The organism is Stenotrophomonas daejeonensis, assembly GCF_001431505.1.
Classification (GTDB): Bacteria; Pseudomonadota; Gammaproteobacteria; order Xanthomonadales; family Xanthomonadaceae; genus Stenotrophomonas; species Stenotrophomonas daejeonensis.
In genome coordinates, this window is the sequence record NZ_LDJP01000054.1 from 1 (window position 1) to 15,849 (window position 15,849).

16 protein-coding genes are annotated in these 15,849 nt (G+C 65.9%); 7 read left to right on the plus strand and 9 right to left on the minus strand.

Annotation, left to right across the window (positions count from 1 at the left end; all coding sequences use genetic code 11):
* Positions 1–38: 38 nt before the first annotated feature.
* On the minus strand, positions 39–764 hold the full coding sequence (gene hutC / locus ABB34_RS09240; protein ID WP_057641054.1) for a histidine utilization transcriptional repressor HutC: 726 nt from the start codon (positions 762–764) through the stop codon (positions 39–41).
* Positions 765–781: 17 nt separating this feature from the next.
* Entirely contained in the window at positions 782–2,152 is a 1,371-nt protein-coding gene (locus tag ABB34_RS09245) for a formimidoylglutamate deiminase (RefSeq protein WP_057641033.1), read from the minus strand.
* Positions 2,153–2,212: 60 nt separating this feature from the next.
* On the opposite strand from ABB34_RS09245, the gene hutI reads away from it, so the two are divergent.
* From hutI to ABB34_RS09270, 5 genes are all read left to right on the plus strand, one after another.
* Complete coding sequence (hutI, locus tag ABB34_RS09250) at positions 2,213–3,451, plus strand: imidazolonepropionase (RefSeq protein WP_057641034.1); 1,239 nt, start codon at positions 2,213–2,215, stop codon at positions 3,449–3,451.
* A gap of 4 nt (positions 3,452–3,455) precedes the next feature.
* Positions 3,456–4,991: a histidine ammonia-lyase gene (hutH, locus tag ABB34_RS09255; protein ID WP_057641035.1), complete on the plus strand. Its 1,536-nt coding sequence runs from the start codon at positions 3,456–3,458 to the stop codon at positions 4,989–4,991.
* Between the two features lie 179 nt (positions 4,992–5,170).
* A complete protein-coding gene (gene hutG / locus ABB34_RS09260; RefSeq protein WP_057641036.1) occupies positions 5,171–6,016 on the plus strand; it encodes an N-formylglutamate deformylase in 846 nt (281 codons plus the stop codon).
* Positions 6,013–7,680 carry a urocanate hydratase gene (gene hutU / locus ABB34_RS09265; RefSeq protein ID WP_057641037.1) on the plus strand — a complete coding sequence of 556 codons (1,668 nt, stop codon included), beginning with the start codon at positions 6,013–6,015 and terminating at the stop codon, positions 7,678–7,680. Before hutG ends, hutU begins: the two co-directional genes overlap by 4 nt.
* Before the next feature lie 232 nt (positions 7,681–7,912).
* Entirely contained in the window at positions 7,913–8,419 is a 507-nt protein-coding gene (locus ABB34_RS09270; protein ID WP_057641038.1) for a GNAT family N-acetyltransferase, read from the plus strand.
* A 130-nt stretch (positions 8,420–8,549) separates the two neighbouring features.
* On the opposite strand, the gene ABB34_RS09275 is transcribed toward ABB34_RS09270, so the two are convergent.
* The 7 genes from ABB34_RS09275 to ABB34_RS14920 form a co-directional block, all read right to left on the minus strand.
* The gene (locus ABB34_RS09275; RefSeq protein ID WP_338062553.1) at positions 8,550–9,236 is read right to left on the minus strand and encodes a hypothetical protein; all 687 of its coding nucleotides are present in this window, start codon (positions 9,234–9,236) and stop codon (positions 8,550–8,552) included.
* 152 nt (positions 9,237–9,388) lie between these two features.
* Positions 9,389–9,658, minus strand: a complete 270-nt coding sequence (locus ABB34_RS09280) for a hypothetical protein (protein WP_057641039.1) — start codon at positions 9,656–9,658, stop codon at positions 9,389–9,391.
* Between the two features lie 574 nt (positions 9,659–10,232).
* Positions 10,233–11,498 (minus strand): ferredoxin reductase family protein, encoded by a 1,266-nt coding sequence (locus ABB34_RS09285; RefSeq protein WP_057641040.1) that lies wholly within the window; start codon positions 11,496–11,498, stop codon positions 10,233–10,235.
* Positions 11,499–11,911: 413 nt separating this feature from the next.
* Positions 11,912–12,707, minus strand: a protein-coding gene (locus tag ABB34_RS14915) for an IS5 family transposase (protein WP_152979568.1) whose coding sequence is annotated in 2 segments (ribosomal slippage) — positions 11,912–12,446 and positions 12,445–12,707 — 798 coding nt in all. Because the reading frame shifts where the segments join, the coding sequence is not laid out codon by codon here.
* Positions 12,708–12,881: 174 nt separating this feature from the next.
* A complete protein-coding gene (locus ABB34_RS09295; RefSeq protein WP_057641041.1) occupies positions 12,882–13,502 on the minus strand; it encodes a pentapeptide repeat-containing protein in 621 nt (206 codons plus the stop codon).
* Between the two features lie 138 nt (positions 13,503–13,640).
* Positions 13,641–14,039 (minus strand): hypothetical protein, encoded by a 399-nt coding sequence (locus tag ABB34_RS09300; RefSeq protein WP_152979564.1) that lies wholly within the window; start codon positions 14,037–14,039, stop codon positions 13,641–13,643.
* Entirely contained in the window at positions 14,032–14,454 is a 423-nt protein-coding gene (locus tag ABB34_RS14920; protein ID WP_161808905.1) for a cupin domain-containing protein, read from the minus strand. Before ABB34_RS14920 ends, ABB34_RS09300 begins: the two co-directional genes overlap by 8 nt.
* A gap of 169 nt (positions 14,455–14,623) precedes the next feature.
* Here ABB34_RS14920 and ABB34_RS09305 point away from each other — a divergent pair, with 169 nt between their 5' ends.
* Positions 14,624–15,520, plus strand: coding sequence for a LysR family transcriptional regulator (locus tag ABB34_RS09305; RefSeq protein WP_083490144.1), 897 nt, complete (start codon positions 14,624–14,626; stop codon positions 15,518–15,520).
* A 98-nt stretch (positions 15,521–15,618) separates the two neighbouring features.
* A complete protein-coding gene (locus ABB34_RS15415) occupies positions 15,619–15,762 on the plus strand; it encodes a hypothetical protein (RefSeq protein WP_161808906.1) in 144 nt (47 codons plus the stop codon).
* Positions 15,763–15,849 lie beyond the last annotated feature (87 nt).

A 15,849-nucleotide genomic window follows, 5' to 3' on the forward strand; every position in this document is an offset into this window, starting at 1 on the left:
AATGACAGTTGACTCCTACAAAAACAGCCCTGCAAGGTTCAACGGGCCCCCGGCGCGAAACGCGCCACCAGGTCGTAGGCGTCGCCGAGGAACATCTGCCGCACCCAGGTGATGGGCTGCTCGCCGAGCCAGGTCTGGCGGTCGATCACCAGGCAGGCGGTACCCACCGGCACCTGCAGCAGCGCCGCCTCGTCGGCATCGGCGGCCACCGCGCTGATGCGGTGCTGGCCGCGCGTCCACGACACGTTCTGCAGCAGCCAGCTGCCCGGCGCGTGCCGCGAAAAATCCACGTCCAGCGTCTCCGGCACCGCCTCCGGGTTGATCAACCGCCGCTCCAGCGCCAGCGGCCGGCCATCGGCCAGGTGCAGGCAGCGCATCGCCAGCAGCTTGTCCTTGCCGACCAGCCGCACCTCCTCGGCCACCTCGGCGCGCGCCTTGCGGTGCGCGCGCTCCAGCAGGCGGAAGCCATAGGCGTGGCCGCGCCCGCCCACCGCCAGCGCGATGTCGGGGATCTCCAGCGCCACCTGCTCCAGGTGCGGCGACTGCCGCGCCACGAACGAACCGGCGCGGCGGCGGCGCTCGATCATGCCGCTCTCGGCCAGCGCGGTGAGCACCTTGTTCACCGTCATCCGCGAGCAGCCGTACTGCGCCATCAGCTCGTGCTCGAACGGGATGCGGAAGCCCGGCATCCATTCGCCGCTGAGGATGCGGCCTTCGATGTCGCCGCGGATGCGCTGGTTGAGGCTGGGCGCCTTCTTCCTGATCTTGTCCACGCGCGCGTTCAGCCCAGTATCCGTTGCAGCGCCGCACGATAGCGCACGGCCACGGCGTCGCGGTGGACGTGGCGGCCATCGCGCACCCACTGCCGGCCATTGCGCCACACCGAGCGCACTGCGCCGCCGCGCGCGGCGAATACCCAGCTGTCGAGCAGCGCATCGCCTTCGCGGCCATGCAGCGAGGGGTGCGATGTATCCAGTTCGACCAGGTCCGCCGGTGCGTCCACCGCCAAGCCGGCCTGCACGCCCAGCGCCTGCGCCGCGCCGGCCTGCGCCTGCTGGTACAGCCAGCGGCCGCTGGACAGCTCGCCCGGCGACACCACGTTGCGCCCGCGCAGGGCAAGGCGCTGGCCGTATTCGAGCAGCCGCAGTTCCTCGGCCGCGTCGATCAGCACGTTGGAATCGGAACCGACGCCGAAGCGCCCGCCCTGCCCCACGAACTCGCGCATCGGGAACAGGCCGTCGCCAAGGTTGGCCTCGGTGACCGGGCACAGGCCGGCCATCGCACCGCTGGCGGCAATGCCATGCACTTCATCGGCTTCGAGATGGGTGGCGTGCACCAGGCACCAACGCTCGTCCACCGGCATGTTGCCCAGCAGCCATTGCACCGGGCGCTGCCCGCTCCACGCCAGGCAGGCGTCGACTTCGCGCACCTGCTCGGCGATGTGGATGTGGACCGGCCCGTCCACCAGTGCCGGCAGTGCCTGCAACTGCTGCGGCGTGCACGCGCGCAGGCTGTGCGGGGCCAGCCCCAGCACCCCGTCCGGCGTGTCGCGCAGCGCCTGCCGGCAGCCGTCCAGCAGCGCGGCGAAACCTTCGACGTCGTGCAGGAAGCGGCGCTGCGCCGGCAGCGGTGCTGCGCCGCCGAAGTCGCTGTGGGCGTAGAACACCGGCAACAGGGTCAGCCCCAATCCGGTCGCGGCCGCGGCCGCGGCGATGCGGCCGGACATTTCGGCGTGGTCGGCGTAACGCCGGCCGTCCGGCGCGTGGTGCAGGTAATGGAATTCGCCGACACGGGTGAAGCCTGATTCCAGCATTTCCATGTAGGCCTGCTCGGCCACGGCCTGGAGGTCGTCCGGGGTCAGCCGGTCGAGGAAGCGGTACATCAGCTCGCGCCAGCTCCAGAAGCTGTCGCCCGAACGCCCGCCCACCTCGGTCAGCCCGGCCATCGCCCGCTGGAAGGCATGGCTGTGCAGGTTGCCCAGCCCCGGCACCACCACGCCCAGCGCCTGCGCATCGGCGCCGGCCGGCACGCCGGCCGCCACCGCGACGACCCGCCCGTCCGCGCAGTCGATGCGCACGTCGCGCGCCCAGCCCTGCGGCAGCAGGGCCTGCGCGGCATGGAAACGCTGCGGATTGGAAACTTCGTTCGCCATCGCTGGACACTCCCGGTAGTCGCTGATTATTGTATATACAAATAGACGCGAGAGACGCGCATGCACTGCGATACGGTCTGGCACAACGCCCACCTGATGACGCTCGACGACGCCAGCGGTGGGCTGGGCATCGTCCGCGACGGCATCGTCGCCGCGCGCGATGGCCGCATCCTGTACGCCGGCCCCGCTGCCGGCGCCCCCGCGTTCGACGCCGCGCAGCGCATCGACTGTGGCGGCCGCTGGATCGGCCCCGGCCTGATCGACTGCCACACCCACCTGGTCTACGCCGGCAACCGCGCCAACGAGTTCGAGCAGCGCCTGCAGGGCGTGAGCTACGCCGACATCGCCCGCGCCGGCGGCGGCATCGTCTCCACCGTGCGCGCTACCCGCGAAGCCGACGATGCGGCATTGCTGAAGGCCACCCTGCCCCGGCTGGACGCAATGCTGGCCGAGGGCGTCACCACCATCGAGATCAAGTCCGGCTACGGGCTGACGCTGGACGACGAGCGCAAGCAACTGCGCGTGGCGAAGCAATTGGCGCAGCTGCGCAAGGTCGAAATCGTCCCCACCTTCCTCGGCGCGCATGCGGTGCCGCCGGGGCGGCAGGCGCAGGAGTACATCGACGAAGTGTGCGGCACGATGATCCCGGCCGTCGCCACTGAAGGCCTTGCCGAAGCGGTGGATGTGTTCTGCGAGAACATCGCCTTCGCGCGCGAACAGGCCGCGCAGGTGTTCGCCGCCGCCCACGCGCACGGGCTGAAGATCAAGATCCACGCCGAGCAGCTGAGCAACCAGCACGGTGCCGAACTGGCCGCCCGGCATGGCGCGTTGTCGGCCGACCACATCGAGCATCTGGACGATGCCGGCGTGCTGGCGATGGCCGCCGCCGGCACCGTCGCCGTGCTGCTGCCCGGCGCGTACTACTTCACCCGCGACACCACCCCGCCGCCTTTGCAGAAGCTGCGCGAGGCCTGCGTGCCGCTGGCACTGGCCACCGACAGCAACCCAGGAACCTCGCCGCTGACCAGCCCGCTGCTGGCGATGAACATGGCCGCCACCCTGTTCCGCATGACCGTGGACGAATGCATCGCCGGCTTCACCCGCGAAGCCGCGCGCGCGCTCGGCCGCTTCGATCGCATCGGCCGCCTGGTTGCCGGCATGGACTGCGACCTCGCCATCTGGGACATCGACGCCCCGGCCGACCTGGTCTACCGCATGGGCTTCAACCCGCTGCACGCGCGCGTGTTCCGCGGCCAACAAACACCCCCCGCATCCCCGCATTGCAATCCACTGGAGTAACCCGATGAATTCCTCTCTCGTGCTTCGCCCCGGCCACGTCCCGCTGGCGCAATGGCGGCAGGTCTATCGCGGCGTCAACGTGCACCTGGACGAATCGGCGCAGGCCGCCGTGCTGCGCAGCGCGCAGGTGGTCGAAGCCATCGTCGCCAAGGGCGAACCGGTCTATGGCATCAACACCGGCTTCGGCAAGCTGGCCAGCGTGCGCATCGAGCGCGAAGACCTGGAAACCCTGCAACGCAACATCGTGCTGTCGCACGCGGCCGGCGTCGGCGAGCCGATGCCGGCCAACGTGGTGCGGCTGATGATGGCGCTCAAGCTCACCAGCCTTGCACAGGGCGCTTCCGGCATCCGTCCGCAGACGCTGGCGCTGCTCGAAGCGATGTTGCAGAAAGACATAGTGCCGGTGGTGCCGTGCCAGGGCTCGGTCGGCGCGTCCGGCGACCTCGCCCCGCTGTCGCACCTTGCCAGCGTGATGATCGGCGTCGGCGAGGCCTTCGTCGGCGGCGTGCGCATGCCGGCCGAGCAGGCATTCAATCAGGCCGGGCTGGAACCGCTGGTACTGGGTGCGAAGGAAGGCCTGGCGCTGCTCAACGGCACCCAGTATTCCACCGCCTATGCGCTGGCCGGCCTGTTCGAAATCGAGACCGTGTTCCAGGCCGCGCTGGTCACCGGCGCGCTGTCGGTGGAAGCGGCCAAGGGTTCGGATACGCCGTTCGACCCGCGCATCCACGCGATTCGCGGCCAGCGCGGGCAGATCGCCACCGCCGCCGCGCTACGCACGCTGATGGCCGGCTCGGCCATCCGCGAATCGCACCGCGACAACGATGTGCGCGTGCAGGACCCGTACTGCCTGCGCTGCCAGCCGCAGGTGATGGGCGCGGCGTTCGACGTGATCCGCCAAGCGGCGACCACGCTGGAAATCGAGGCCAACGGCGTGTCCGACAACCCGCTGGTGTTCACCGACACCGGCGAAGCGCTGAGCGGCGGCAACTTCCACGCCGAGCCGGTGGCCTTCGCCGCCGACATGCTGGCGATGGCGATCTGCGAAATCGGCTCGATCAGCGAGCGCCGCGTCGCGATGCTGGTCGACCCGGCGCTGTCCGGCCTGCCGGCGTTCCTGACCCCGAAGCCGGGCCTGAACTCCGGCTTCATGATCCCGCAGGTCACCGCCGCGGCGCTGGTGTCGGAGAACAAGCAGCGCGCCTACCCGGCCAGCGTCGATTCGATCCCGACCTCGGCCAACCAGGAAGACCACGTATCGATGGCCGCGCACGGCGCGCGCCGCCTGCTGGCGATGGCCGAGAACGCCGCCAACGTCATCGGCATCGAACTGCTGGCCGCTGCGCAGGGCTGCGACTTCCACGCCCCGCTGCGCTCCAGCGAGGCATTGGAAAAGGTGCGTGCCACCCTGCGCGCGCAGGTACCGACGCTGCAGGACGATCGCTATTTCCACCCGGACATGGTGATCGCCACCGGCCTCGTGCGCAGCGGTGCGCTGGCTGTTGGCCTGCATTCGGTGCTGCCGCAGGTGGAAATCTGAAAGCCCCTCTCCCACCGGGAGAGGGGTTGGGGTGAGGGGCGAACGGAGTCCAGATGGTTCAGCCATTACTGACTCCATCCACCCCTCATCCGCCCTACGGGCACCTTCTCCCGGTGGGAGAAGGGAAAAGCCATCACCTTCGCCACAACCTGCCGCTCCTGCCGAACATAGGTTTGCAGATGACCCCGATTCCCGACTGGCTCCACCTCCACCAAGGCGACGCCCCGCTGATCGTCAGCTTCCCGCACACCGGCACCGACCTGCCCGGTGAACTGGCCGGCAATTTCGCCTCGCCTTGGCTGGCCCGGCGCGACGCCGACTGGTGGGTGCACGAGCTGTACGCCTTCGCCCGCGAACTCGGCGCCACCACCGTGCGCTCGACCCTGTCGCGTTCGGTGATCGACCTCAACCGCGATCCCTCCGGCGTGTCGCTGTACCCCGGCCAGAACACCACCGGCCTGTGCCCGACCACCACCTTCGATAACCAGCCGCTGTATCGCACCGGCCACGAACCGGACGAAGCCGAGATCGCGCGCCGCCGCGACACGTATTTCGCGCCCTACCACGCCGCGCTGGCCGAACAGATCGCACGCCTGCGCCAACGCCACGGCACCGTGGTGGTGTACGACGCGCACTCGATCCGCTCGCGCATCCCGCACCTGTTCGACGGCGAACTGCCGCAGTTCAACATCGGCACGGCGGGCCCATCGGGAGCCGGCGACACCTCCTGCGACAACGCATTGACCGACGTGGTCGAGAACCTGTGCGCCCTGAGCGGCTTGGGCCACGTGCGCAACGGCCGCTTCAAGGGCGGCTGGATCACCCGCCACTACAGCAACATCCCCGGCGGCGTGCACACCCTGCAGATGGAGCTGGCCTGCCGCGGCTACATGCACGAGCCGGCCACGGTCGACGAAAACAACTGGCCCACACCTTACGACCCAACCCACGCCACGCCGGTACGCGACACCCTGCAACAGGTACTGCGCGCCAGCCTAGATTTCGCCTCCCGGAGAGACTCATGACCCGCCACGACCCCACCCGCAGCCCGCGCGCACCGCGCGGCAACACCCTCAACTGCAAGTCCTGGCAGACCGAGGCGCCGTTCCGCATGCTGCAGAACAACCTCGACGCCGAAGTGGCCGAAGACCCGACGTCGCTGGTCGTCTACGGCGGCATCGGCCGCGCCGCGCGCGACTGGGAGAGCTACGACAGGATTCTGGAAACACTGAAGCGGCTGGACGACAACCAGACCCTGCTGGTGCAGTCCGGCAAGCCGGTCGGCGTGTTCCCCACCCACCCCGACGCACCACGCGTGCTGATCGCCAACTCCAACCTGGTGCCGCACTGGGCCAACTGGGAGCACTTCAACGAACTCGATAAAAAAGGCCTGATGATGTACGGCCAGATGACCGCCGGCTCGTGGATCTACATCGGCTCGCAGGGCATCGTGCAAGGCACCTACGAGACCTTCGTCGAGATGGGCCGCCAGCACTACGGTGGCAGCCTGGCCGGCAAGTGGATCCTCACCGCCGGCCTCGGCGGCATGGGCGGCGCGCAGCCGCTGGCCGCCTCGCTGGCCGGTGCCAGCAGCCTGACCATCGAATGCCGCCAGAGCAGCATCGACTTCCGCCTGCGCACCCGCTACGTGGACGAACAGGCCACCGACATCGACGACGCACTGGCGCGCATCGCCAAGTACACCACCGCCGGCGAAGCAAAATCCATCGCCCTGCTCGGCAACGCAGCCGAAATCCTGCCGGAACTGGTGAAGCGCGGCGTGCGCCCGGACTGCGTGACCGACCAGACCAGTGCCCACGACCCGGTGCACGGTTACCTGCCGATCGGTTGGACGGTGGAGCAGTGGCTGGCCGAACAGAAGACCAACCCGGGAAAGGTGCGCGACGCCGCCAAGGCTGCCATGCGCGTGCACGTGGAAGCGATGCTGGCCTTCCATGCCTCCGGCATCCCGACCGTGGACTACGGCAACAACATCCGCCAGATGGCCTTCGACGAAGGCTTGAAGAATGCCTTCGACTTCCCCGGCTTCGTGCCGGCCTACGTGCGCCCGCTGTTCTGCCGCGGTGTCGGCCCGTTCCGCTGGGTGGCACTTTCCGGCGACCCGGAGGACATCTACAGGACCGATGCCAAGGTCAAGGAAATCATCGCCGACGACCCGCACCTGCATCGCTGGCTGGACATGGCGCGCGAGCGCATCAGCTTCCAGGGCCTGCCGGCGCGCATCTGCTGGGTCGGCCTGGGCCTGCGCCACAAACTCGGCCTGGCCTTCAACGAGATGGTGCGCAACGGTGAGCTGAAGGCACCGGTCGTCATCGGCCGCGACCACCTCGACTCCGGCAGCGTCGCCTCGCCCAACCGCGAGACCGAAGCGATGAAGGACGGTTCCGACGCCGTGTCCGACTGGCCGCTGCTCAACGCCATGCTCAACGTCGCCGGCGGCGCGACGTGGGTCAGCCTGCACCACGGCGGCGGCGTCGGCATGGGCTACAGCCAGCACTCCGGCGTGGTCATCGTCTGCGACGGCAGCGAGGCCGCCGACCGGCGCATCGCCCGCGTGCTGTGGAACGACCCCGGCACCGGCGTCATGCGCCACGCCGATGCCGGCTACGACATCGCCATCGACTGCGCGAAGGAAAAAGGACTGGACCTGCCCGGCATTCCTGGCTGATCCAGACAAGCCAATGGCTCTGCCTTTCGTGGAAGAGCGGTCGCGCCACATCAAGATGGCCTTCTCCAGCGGAAGGCCATGTTGTTTCTGAGTCACCGCTTGTGTGTAGGCATCGCGTAACGCTCGTCACCGGCCACCACCAGCAGCAACAGTCCGCCTGCTCGGCCGCACCTTGCCGCCGGCAGCCACCTGGATTTCCCGGCATGCGAATGCCCCTTGCTCCTCGACGCCCATGAACCTCTCTATCCGCAACGAGCAACCCAACGACGTGAACGCCATCGCCCGCCTCACCGAGGCCGCGTTCGCCAACGCACCGCACACCAGCCATACCGAGCACTTCATCGTCGCCGCCCTGCGCAAGGCCGGGCAGCTGAGCGTTTCGCTGGTGGCGGTGGAAGGCGACGACCTCGTGGGCCATGTCGCGGTATCGCCGGTGACGCTGTCCTCCGGCGACGCTGGTTGGCACGGACTAGGCCCGATCTCGGTGCGCCCGGACCGGCAAGGCCGCGGCATCGGCTCGGCGTTGATGCTCGAAGCCATCGAACGGCTCAATGCGATGGACAGTTCCGGTTGCGTGCTGTTGGGTGATCCGGGCTACTACGCACGCTTTGGATTCAGGGCATGCGAGCAATTGGTGCTGCCCGGAGTGCCTGCGGAATATTTCCAGGCGTTGCCTCTGGCTGACGGAATCCCCGCCGCTGAAGTCAGCTACCACGCTGCATTCGAGGCGAATGCCTGACGGGGTTCGCCACTGTGCCAGGCGGGCTCATGGCCGGCTTTCGCCACGAACGGAATGGACCCGCGCAGGAATCAAGCTGACCAGCCGCGGTACTGCCTCGCATACCCAAGGTGATACTTCGACGCACGCTTCAATGGTGGGCGCGTCCGGCGCGTCTTCCACCATTTCCTTGCGCAGCCGGGCGGCTTTGCACGAACTCCGGGAAGGTCTCGGCCAGCGGCGCCTTGTCCGGCAGGATGTAGAAAACCCCGCCCCGCTCGAACGTCTGGCGGACGACCTGCTCGTAGAACCCGGGCGAGACATTGATGCAGCCATGCGTGATGCGATTGTCGTCCGGCGAGGGCGATGCCAGACGCTCGGGGCGCCTCTCGGCAGGGACACCGGTAGCGGTAGGGTGGATGGAGACCGCGGAATCGTAGTCCACCCACAGCACGCGCCCGGCATCTATCGACGGGCCGAAACCGCCCACGAAGCGACCCGCAGGCGTCGTGCGATCCCGCCCCGGAATCTCGCGAAGCGCCAGACCGGCGACGCCGGGGGCGATGTGATCGCCCGTCGCCGAGCCGAACAGCGCAGGCGCCGCGCCGCGAAGCCGGCCGTCGCCACCGAACACCAGGATCTGTGCAGCGGCCTTGTCCATGATCGCGAAGGGATAACCTTCGCTGTCCCGGGTTGCGACAACCCAACCCGCAAGTTCGATCACCGTGTCGGACACGTCCTGGTCCTGCGGAAGCTGATCGACGGCGGCTACCGGCTGCGCGGCGGCATCCTCGGCGCTGGCCACGCCGATGCTCGCGCACGCCAGCGCCAGTGCCAGCGCACCATGAACGGCCCGGACTGCAGCATGTCTGTAGGTACGGATGGGAGACTCCTTCGAAACGGAAGACTGCGTGACGAAGGGAAACCAGTGGCCCGCAAAGGCCACCGGGTTCCCGATTCAGGAATTCATCACGAATCGTGCAAGAGCGACTAGCCGCGCGCCGCGCGGCGGGGCGCCGTTTCGAGCTGCTGGACGCGACCTTCGATCTGATCCAGGCGCTGGTTGGCCCGCTGCGCGGACTGGTTGGCGGATTCGGCGCTCTGGGCCGCGCCCTGCACCTTCGCGTCGAGCTGGTCGAGGCGGGTGTTGATGTTGGCGAACTCGTTCTTGTAGGTCGCGCAGGCGCCAAGGCCGAGCGTTGCGACGAGTGCGACACCCAGCATGCCGGCGCTCTTGAGATGTTGTCGGGTCATGAACATTCCACTCCTGCTTGGTCGGGGGAGCTTGGAATATAGCGGCCTTTTCACAGAAGCAATGACCACGGCTTCAGCTGATGTTGGTACACGTGGATGGACTGTGAAGATGCGAAAACATGCTGAAATCATGCTTCCAATCCGGCAATTCACCGTGCAATGCGCAGATTCCCGACACGCCATCGCGAACCTGTCTGAGGCGATTGCGGGCGATGAAAGACCGGTATTCGGCATCGACCGCTCCCCCTGCCCCAAGTGCCGGCAGTACAACGGCAGAGGTTGTCGTCAGCATGTCTCCCAGGACGCGATGTCCAACGCGCACATCGCATCCCTTGCGAATTGTTGGGCCCGCGGTACGACGTTCGGTCCCGGCGCGCATCCAGGCGAACGGACGACTGCCCGCAACCACTTTCATCCTTCGCGGGATGTTCCCCGCGGACCAACACCTGCTTGCGCAGGGCAGCGCAGCACGGGATCAGTTGTTCCGTCAGTGCGCTCATCGGCGCTCCGTATCAGAGAACCAACGCCTCGCTGCCGCCAAGCCATCCACACGCATGTCCTGTCCGGGCTGCATCCGGCATCAACGGAACTCGAACAGCTCGCGGTGCAGGCGCTCTTCCGCCACGCCTGTTTCACGCATCAACTGGCGTACCTGCCTGAGCAGTCCGGCGGGACCACAGAAATGGATCGTCGGCGCCGATTTGCCGTGTCCCTCAACCGACTGTGCGAAGCGTTTGCGGAACCCGGCATCGCCCGGGCCGCTGGCGATCTCGACCAGCTCGACCCCGCGCCGCGCGGCCAGCCCCTGCAGATCCAGCACCTCCGGAAGCTCACGTCCCGACGTGTAGAAGTGGAAGAAGGTCACCCGCTCCAGCCCGACCGCATCGGCATCCTGCAGCCAGGAAATGAACGGTGTCACGCCGACGCCGCCGGCAATCCAGATTTCCGGGCCATCACCCGGCTCCCGCAGGAAACGGCCGAACGGTGCATATACCTCCGCCAGCAAGCCTGGCCTTGCCTCGCGCACCAACCGCTCGGTGTAGTCGCCCAGGGCACGTACCATGAAGGCGATGCCTCCATCGGTGCGTCCCGCGCTGGCAATGGTGAAGGGGTGCGGCTCACGCAGGCCGTCCTGCTCGAATGACAGGAAGGCGAACTGGCCGGGCTGGAACGGAATCGCCTTCCCCTCCGGCCGCAGCTGCAGATAGACCGCGTTGCCGGTCGAGGACACGGCATCCAGCCGGTAGCGCGCATGCCGCGACCACAGCGGATACAACAGCAGCTTGTAGAACGCCGCCGCCACGCCGAGCAGCGACAGCAGTGCCAGCCACACGCCGGCCGGGCTGCCCAGCACGATGGGCGACTTGAAGCTGAGCCAGTGCGCGATCACGATCAGGAACAGTGGCCCCGACAACCTGTGCCACCAGCGCCAGCTGCGATAAGGGATCTTGCGGTTCAGTGCCAGCAGCACGATCAGCATTATCGCCACGAAGCTGAGCTGGCGAACGAGGCGCGTCACTGGTCCGGGCAGGGCCAGGATCGGCGCCACCTCCCACTCCTGCACACCGGCCTTGAATACCAGATGTATCGAGGCGAACACGAGCGTCCACACACCCAGCCACTTGTGCGTCTCGTAGACGCGGTCCAGGCCATCGAACAGCGACTCGACGGCCTTCCAGCGCGCACCGAGCACCGCGGCCAGCGCCATCAGCGAAACCGCGGTGACGCCCGAGCCCAGGCTGAGCATGGCCATTGTCGGCCAGGTGCCGCGGGGAACCGCCAATGCCGGCAGTAGGAAGCCGGCCATCACCACGGGAATGATCAGTGAGCGCGACCCCAGCCGCATGACGAACCCCAGTCATTTTCAATGGACGAGATGAGTATGACCGCTTGTGGCTCAATCGAACTGATCGAAATCAAACGCCGGGATCCACGGTGCGCTTGGCGAGTCATCAATGGCCATGACAAGGGGTTTCGCTACCTGGCATGACGACCCCATCGACGCAACCGCGACGGCTGCGCTCCCGGCCAGGCGGCAAGGGTGTACGCCACTGCGCCGGCGTGCAGACCGACACGTCGCCCGGGATGGCTGACGAAGGAGCCCGCGCTTTATGCGCCCCCCGCCAGGACGACGCCCTGCGCTGGCAGGGCGGTGCCCCGCGGCAGCTTACGGGTACTGTCGATCCGCGCCGTCCGCACGCCGATCGCGCGTGGGACGGGTGGAGCCGCGGATGTGGCGCTTCAGGTGTCAGAGCCCGTTCAAAGTCTTCGGAGCAGAAGCGCCAAGAATGCGAGATGGATGAGTTGCAAGCTCGTGTTGAGCTTGCGCTCGCAGTTCTTCCACAAGCGCCGATTCTTCTCCAGCCAAGCGAAGCTGCGCTCGACGATCCAACGTTTGGGCATGACATTGAAGGTATGCAGTTCGCTGCGCTTGGCAATCTGGACGGCAGTGTGTTCGCCCAGAATGTCTCGTACCCCCTGGGCGAACGGCTGGCCGGTGTAGCCGCTGTCGCATAGCAGGCTTTGCACCTGCGGCAGCGCCGCCTTGCAGCGTGCAAGCGCGATCAAGGCGCCTTTGCGATCGGTCACTTCGGCCGTGGTCACCGACACCGCGTGCGGCAACCCCTGTGTGTCCACCGCAATGTGCCGCTTGATCCCCGACACCTTCTTGCCGGCGTCATAGCCCTTCTGGCCCGCTGTGTCGCTGTTCTTCACGCTCTGCGTGTCCACGATCAAGAACGTGCTGCAGGCGCTGCGCCCCTGTCTCTCGCGGGCCGCGCCAACCTGATTTTTTGAGCGCCCGCTCCAGCAGGCTCACTCCTTCATCATCCACTTCGCTCCAGATCTGGAAGTACGCGTGGACCGTGCGCCACTTCGGGAACGATTCGGGCAGCATCCGCCATTGGCAGCCGCTCCGAAGCAGGTACAGCACTGCGCAGAACACCTCGTACAGGTCCACTTTGCGAGGTGCGGTCTTCTTGCGCGCACTTTCCAGTAGCGGACGGACTTGCTCGAACTGCTCACGGCTGATGTCACTTGGATAGCGCGGTCTCATCCCTCCAGCATCAGACAAATCGCCGAAACTTTGAACAGGCTCTAAAGCCGTCTTTTGAATTGGCCGGCCTGACTTATTCGACTCATCCTGCTTCATCCGGGAGAAAAGCCATGGGCTCATTGCCGGCTTTCAGCCAGAAGCGAACCATCGCTTGGGAGAACATCGCATCCTCTTTTACTCCAGCCGGACGTCCAGCCCCAGTACCTCCGCGATCACAATGGTCTGGTCGATCGTGATGATCGCTCCCTTCAGGTTGGCACTATCCGGCTTGATCGCACCCAAGTCCGTTCCGCGAAGATCGCACCCACTGAAGTCCACGCTGTGAAGCCAAGCCCCGGATAGATCGACGTCACAGATCGAGCTCCCTTGGCAACGGGCACCGGTCAGGTCAGCCTCCCGCAGTCGCGTTCCGGAAAATGACGCTCGACGCAGGTCTGCCCCCGGCAAACCTACGAAACCCCAATCCCCTTCGATCACATTCATGTGATCGAACTGACAGCCATTGAACATGCTTCCGACAAATTTGCATGCCGTGAATCGACTGTCAAAAAAATTGCACGAGGTGAAAGTACAGTTCACAAATGCGGCTTCGTCGTGGACCGAAGCATTGAAGCGAGCGCGACGGAACATGCATTCATTGAAAACGGCGCCGAAATTCTCCAACTCCGTCAAATCGAGATCGACGAATAGCACCCCCTGAAATTTCTCCCGAAAGAGCTTCCGCCCATACCAGTCGGCCCCAGCGATGGTGGTTTCCGTTGCCGGTGCCTGTTCGCCGTATTTTCGCTCTGCCATTGAATGCCTTCGTTCCTCATGATTGGCACGATCCGCGACTACGTCCCGGTGCACTCAGGCTGCTCCATCCCAGAAAGCCAAGCCTAGTGAGCTCCGAGCCCGATGACGTCTGCCCATTGTCACCCGAGGTGCACCCGATTAGGCCGGCTTGAGCACCATCAATACCGCAACCGCAAGGAACAAGCCCCCCTTGATTCCCGCCTGCAGCACCGTTCGCCCGGCCATCATGTCCGGCAGGACTCGGTCGGACAGCCCGTCCCAGGCAAGGCCAGTCACGATCAATGCGATCGAGCCGGCCAGCCAAGGTGAGCGAAGAAGCGGCCAGCCGCCCAGCATCGCAGTGAGCCAGAAGCCCGAAGCCACGAGCGCCCAGCCGCTGATCGATATCTGGCGGTCGATGGTCCCCACCAATACTGCACGCTGTTCCGGTGACGAATTACGCATCAGCCAGTGCAGCGTCGGAAGGGAAACCATCATGCCTACAGATGTAATCGCCGCCACCACGTGGAGTGCTTTCAGCATCAGGTAACTATTCATGCGGCACCGCCCAGTAGTCGGCGGTTCGTTCGCGGTGCGCGACAATGTCGAAAGGCGGGACACCATGTGCGTGCGCTTTGTACTGGCCGGTGTCCGGGTATTCGACGATGTCCGGCGAGACATTCGTGCCGATGGCCAGATACCGAAGTTCCACGGTGCCTGTATTCCGAATCTGATGTGCGGTCTCGGGCCCGCCCGCGGGACAAGCGATGAGGTCTCCTTCACGAATGGGCCAAGCCTCGGCACCGTAACGTAGTTCGCCTGCACCAGTTATCACGTAAAAGAGTTCGTCGTTGTTGCGGTGCGAGTGGAACGGGAACGCCCGCATACCTGGGGCCAGTGCGATCAGGTTGGTCGCAAGCCCGGTTACCCCCTGCGGGCCGCCAAGTTGCGCCAGGCGTGGAGCGTAATGCACAGCGGCAGGGCCAGTCGGTGCGTAAGGGGTCGGGAGCGGGCTGACATCAAGGTCAGGGACATGAAAGATGGGGGGACGCATACGAAGCCTGCATGTTGAAGGGCACAGCTTCGCTTGAAACGGAGTTGAAAGAAATTGTCAAAAACCGTCATCCGGCTAAACTTTTTTGATGACGACACATACCCCGCATTGGGACGACGCTCGGGCGCTGCTGGCCGTATTGCGGGCGGGAAGCCTGCTTGCAGCTGCGCGCACTCTGGGAGTGACGCAACCGACCGTCCGGCGTCGCATCGAGTCACTTGAGGCGGCATTGGGCATGCCGCTATTTACTCGTGGCAATGCAACCCTGGTCCCTACTGAAACAGCGCTTGGCCTGCGCAGGCATCTCGAAGCGATGGAACGCGCCGCTGCAGCATTCCAGCGCGGCGCGAGTGCGGATGCCACCTCGCCTGGCGGACGCGTTCGCGTGACGACAAGCGAAATGCTGGGAGTGGAATTCCTGCCCTCGCTCTTGGCCTCCCTCCACGAGCGCCTGGAGACCATCGAGGTAGAACTCTCATTGACGGACCGCATTGAGGATCTGGTCGAGCACGGAGCCGACATCGCGCTACGTACCATGCGGCCCGAGCAGGCGCCGGTAATTGCACGCCGAGTCGGCGTGATTCGAGTCGGGCTGTTTGCTGCGCCGGAGTTGATTGAGCACCGCGGCACGCCGCCAGATCTGGAAGCACTGACAGCGTGGCCTCTCGTCACGCCAGACCGCTCGGCGAAGGACTGGGCCAAGCTGCACCTTCACGGTTTCCCGGCTGACGCCACGGGCGTACTTCGAACGGACAACCACTTGGCGCAACTGGCTGCCGTGCGAGCAGGCATTGGGATTGGGCCTTGCCACTGCACGATTGCACGGCGCGACGGGCTCGTTTCCGTGCTCGAAGAAGCTTTCGGCTTTGAACTTGAGCTTTGGCTGGCGATGCCCGAGAGCCTGCGATCAGTGCACCGCATCACGGCCGCATACCGTCATCTGGGTGATGCACTGGAAACGGCTCTCGGGAGCTTCCAGCGCTAGCGTGCACCAAGAAGCAGATTGCACACCAGGTGCCAGCGGCTTCCGTCCCGGGTCATGGCGGGCAAGTCCATCCATTGACAACCTCCAAGACCTGGCACATGCACTACGACGAGCGCCGCAGCGAGCAGATCATCGGCGGGGTGGTGCCCATCGCTTGTCCGGGCGCTGGCTTGAGCGACACATTGCAGGTGACGGTCGGCAATGAGTCATTGCTGATCAACCGCGGCACGGGCGACGACTGACCTGTGCGAGGGTGTTCAACAACCAACACACGCCGCTGGCTTGCCATAACGCAATCCACCAACACGCGAAACGAAGAAGCCCGCTCG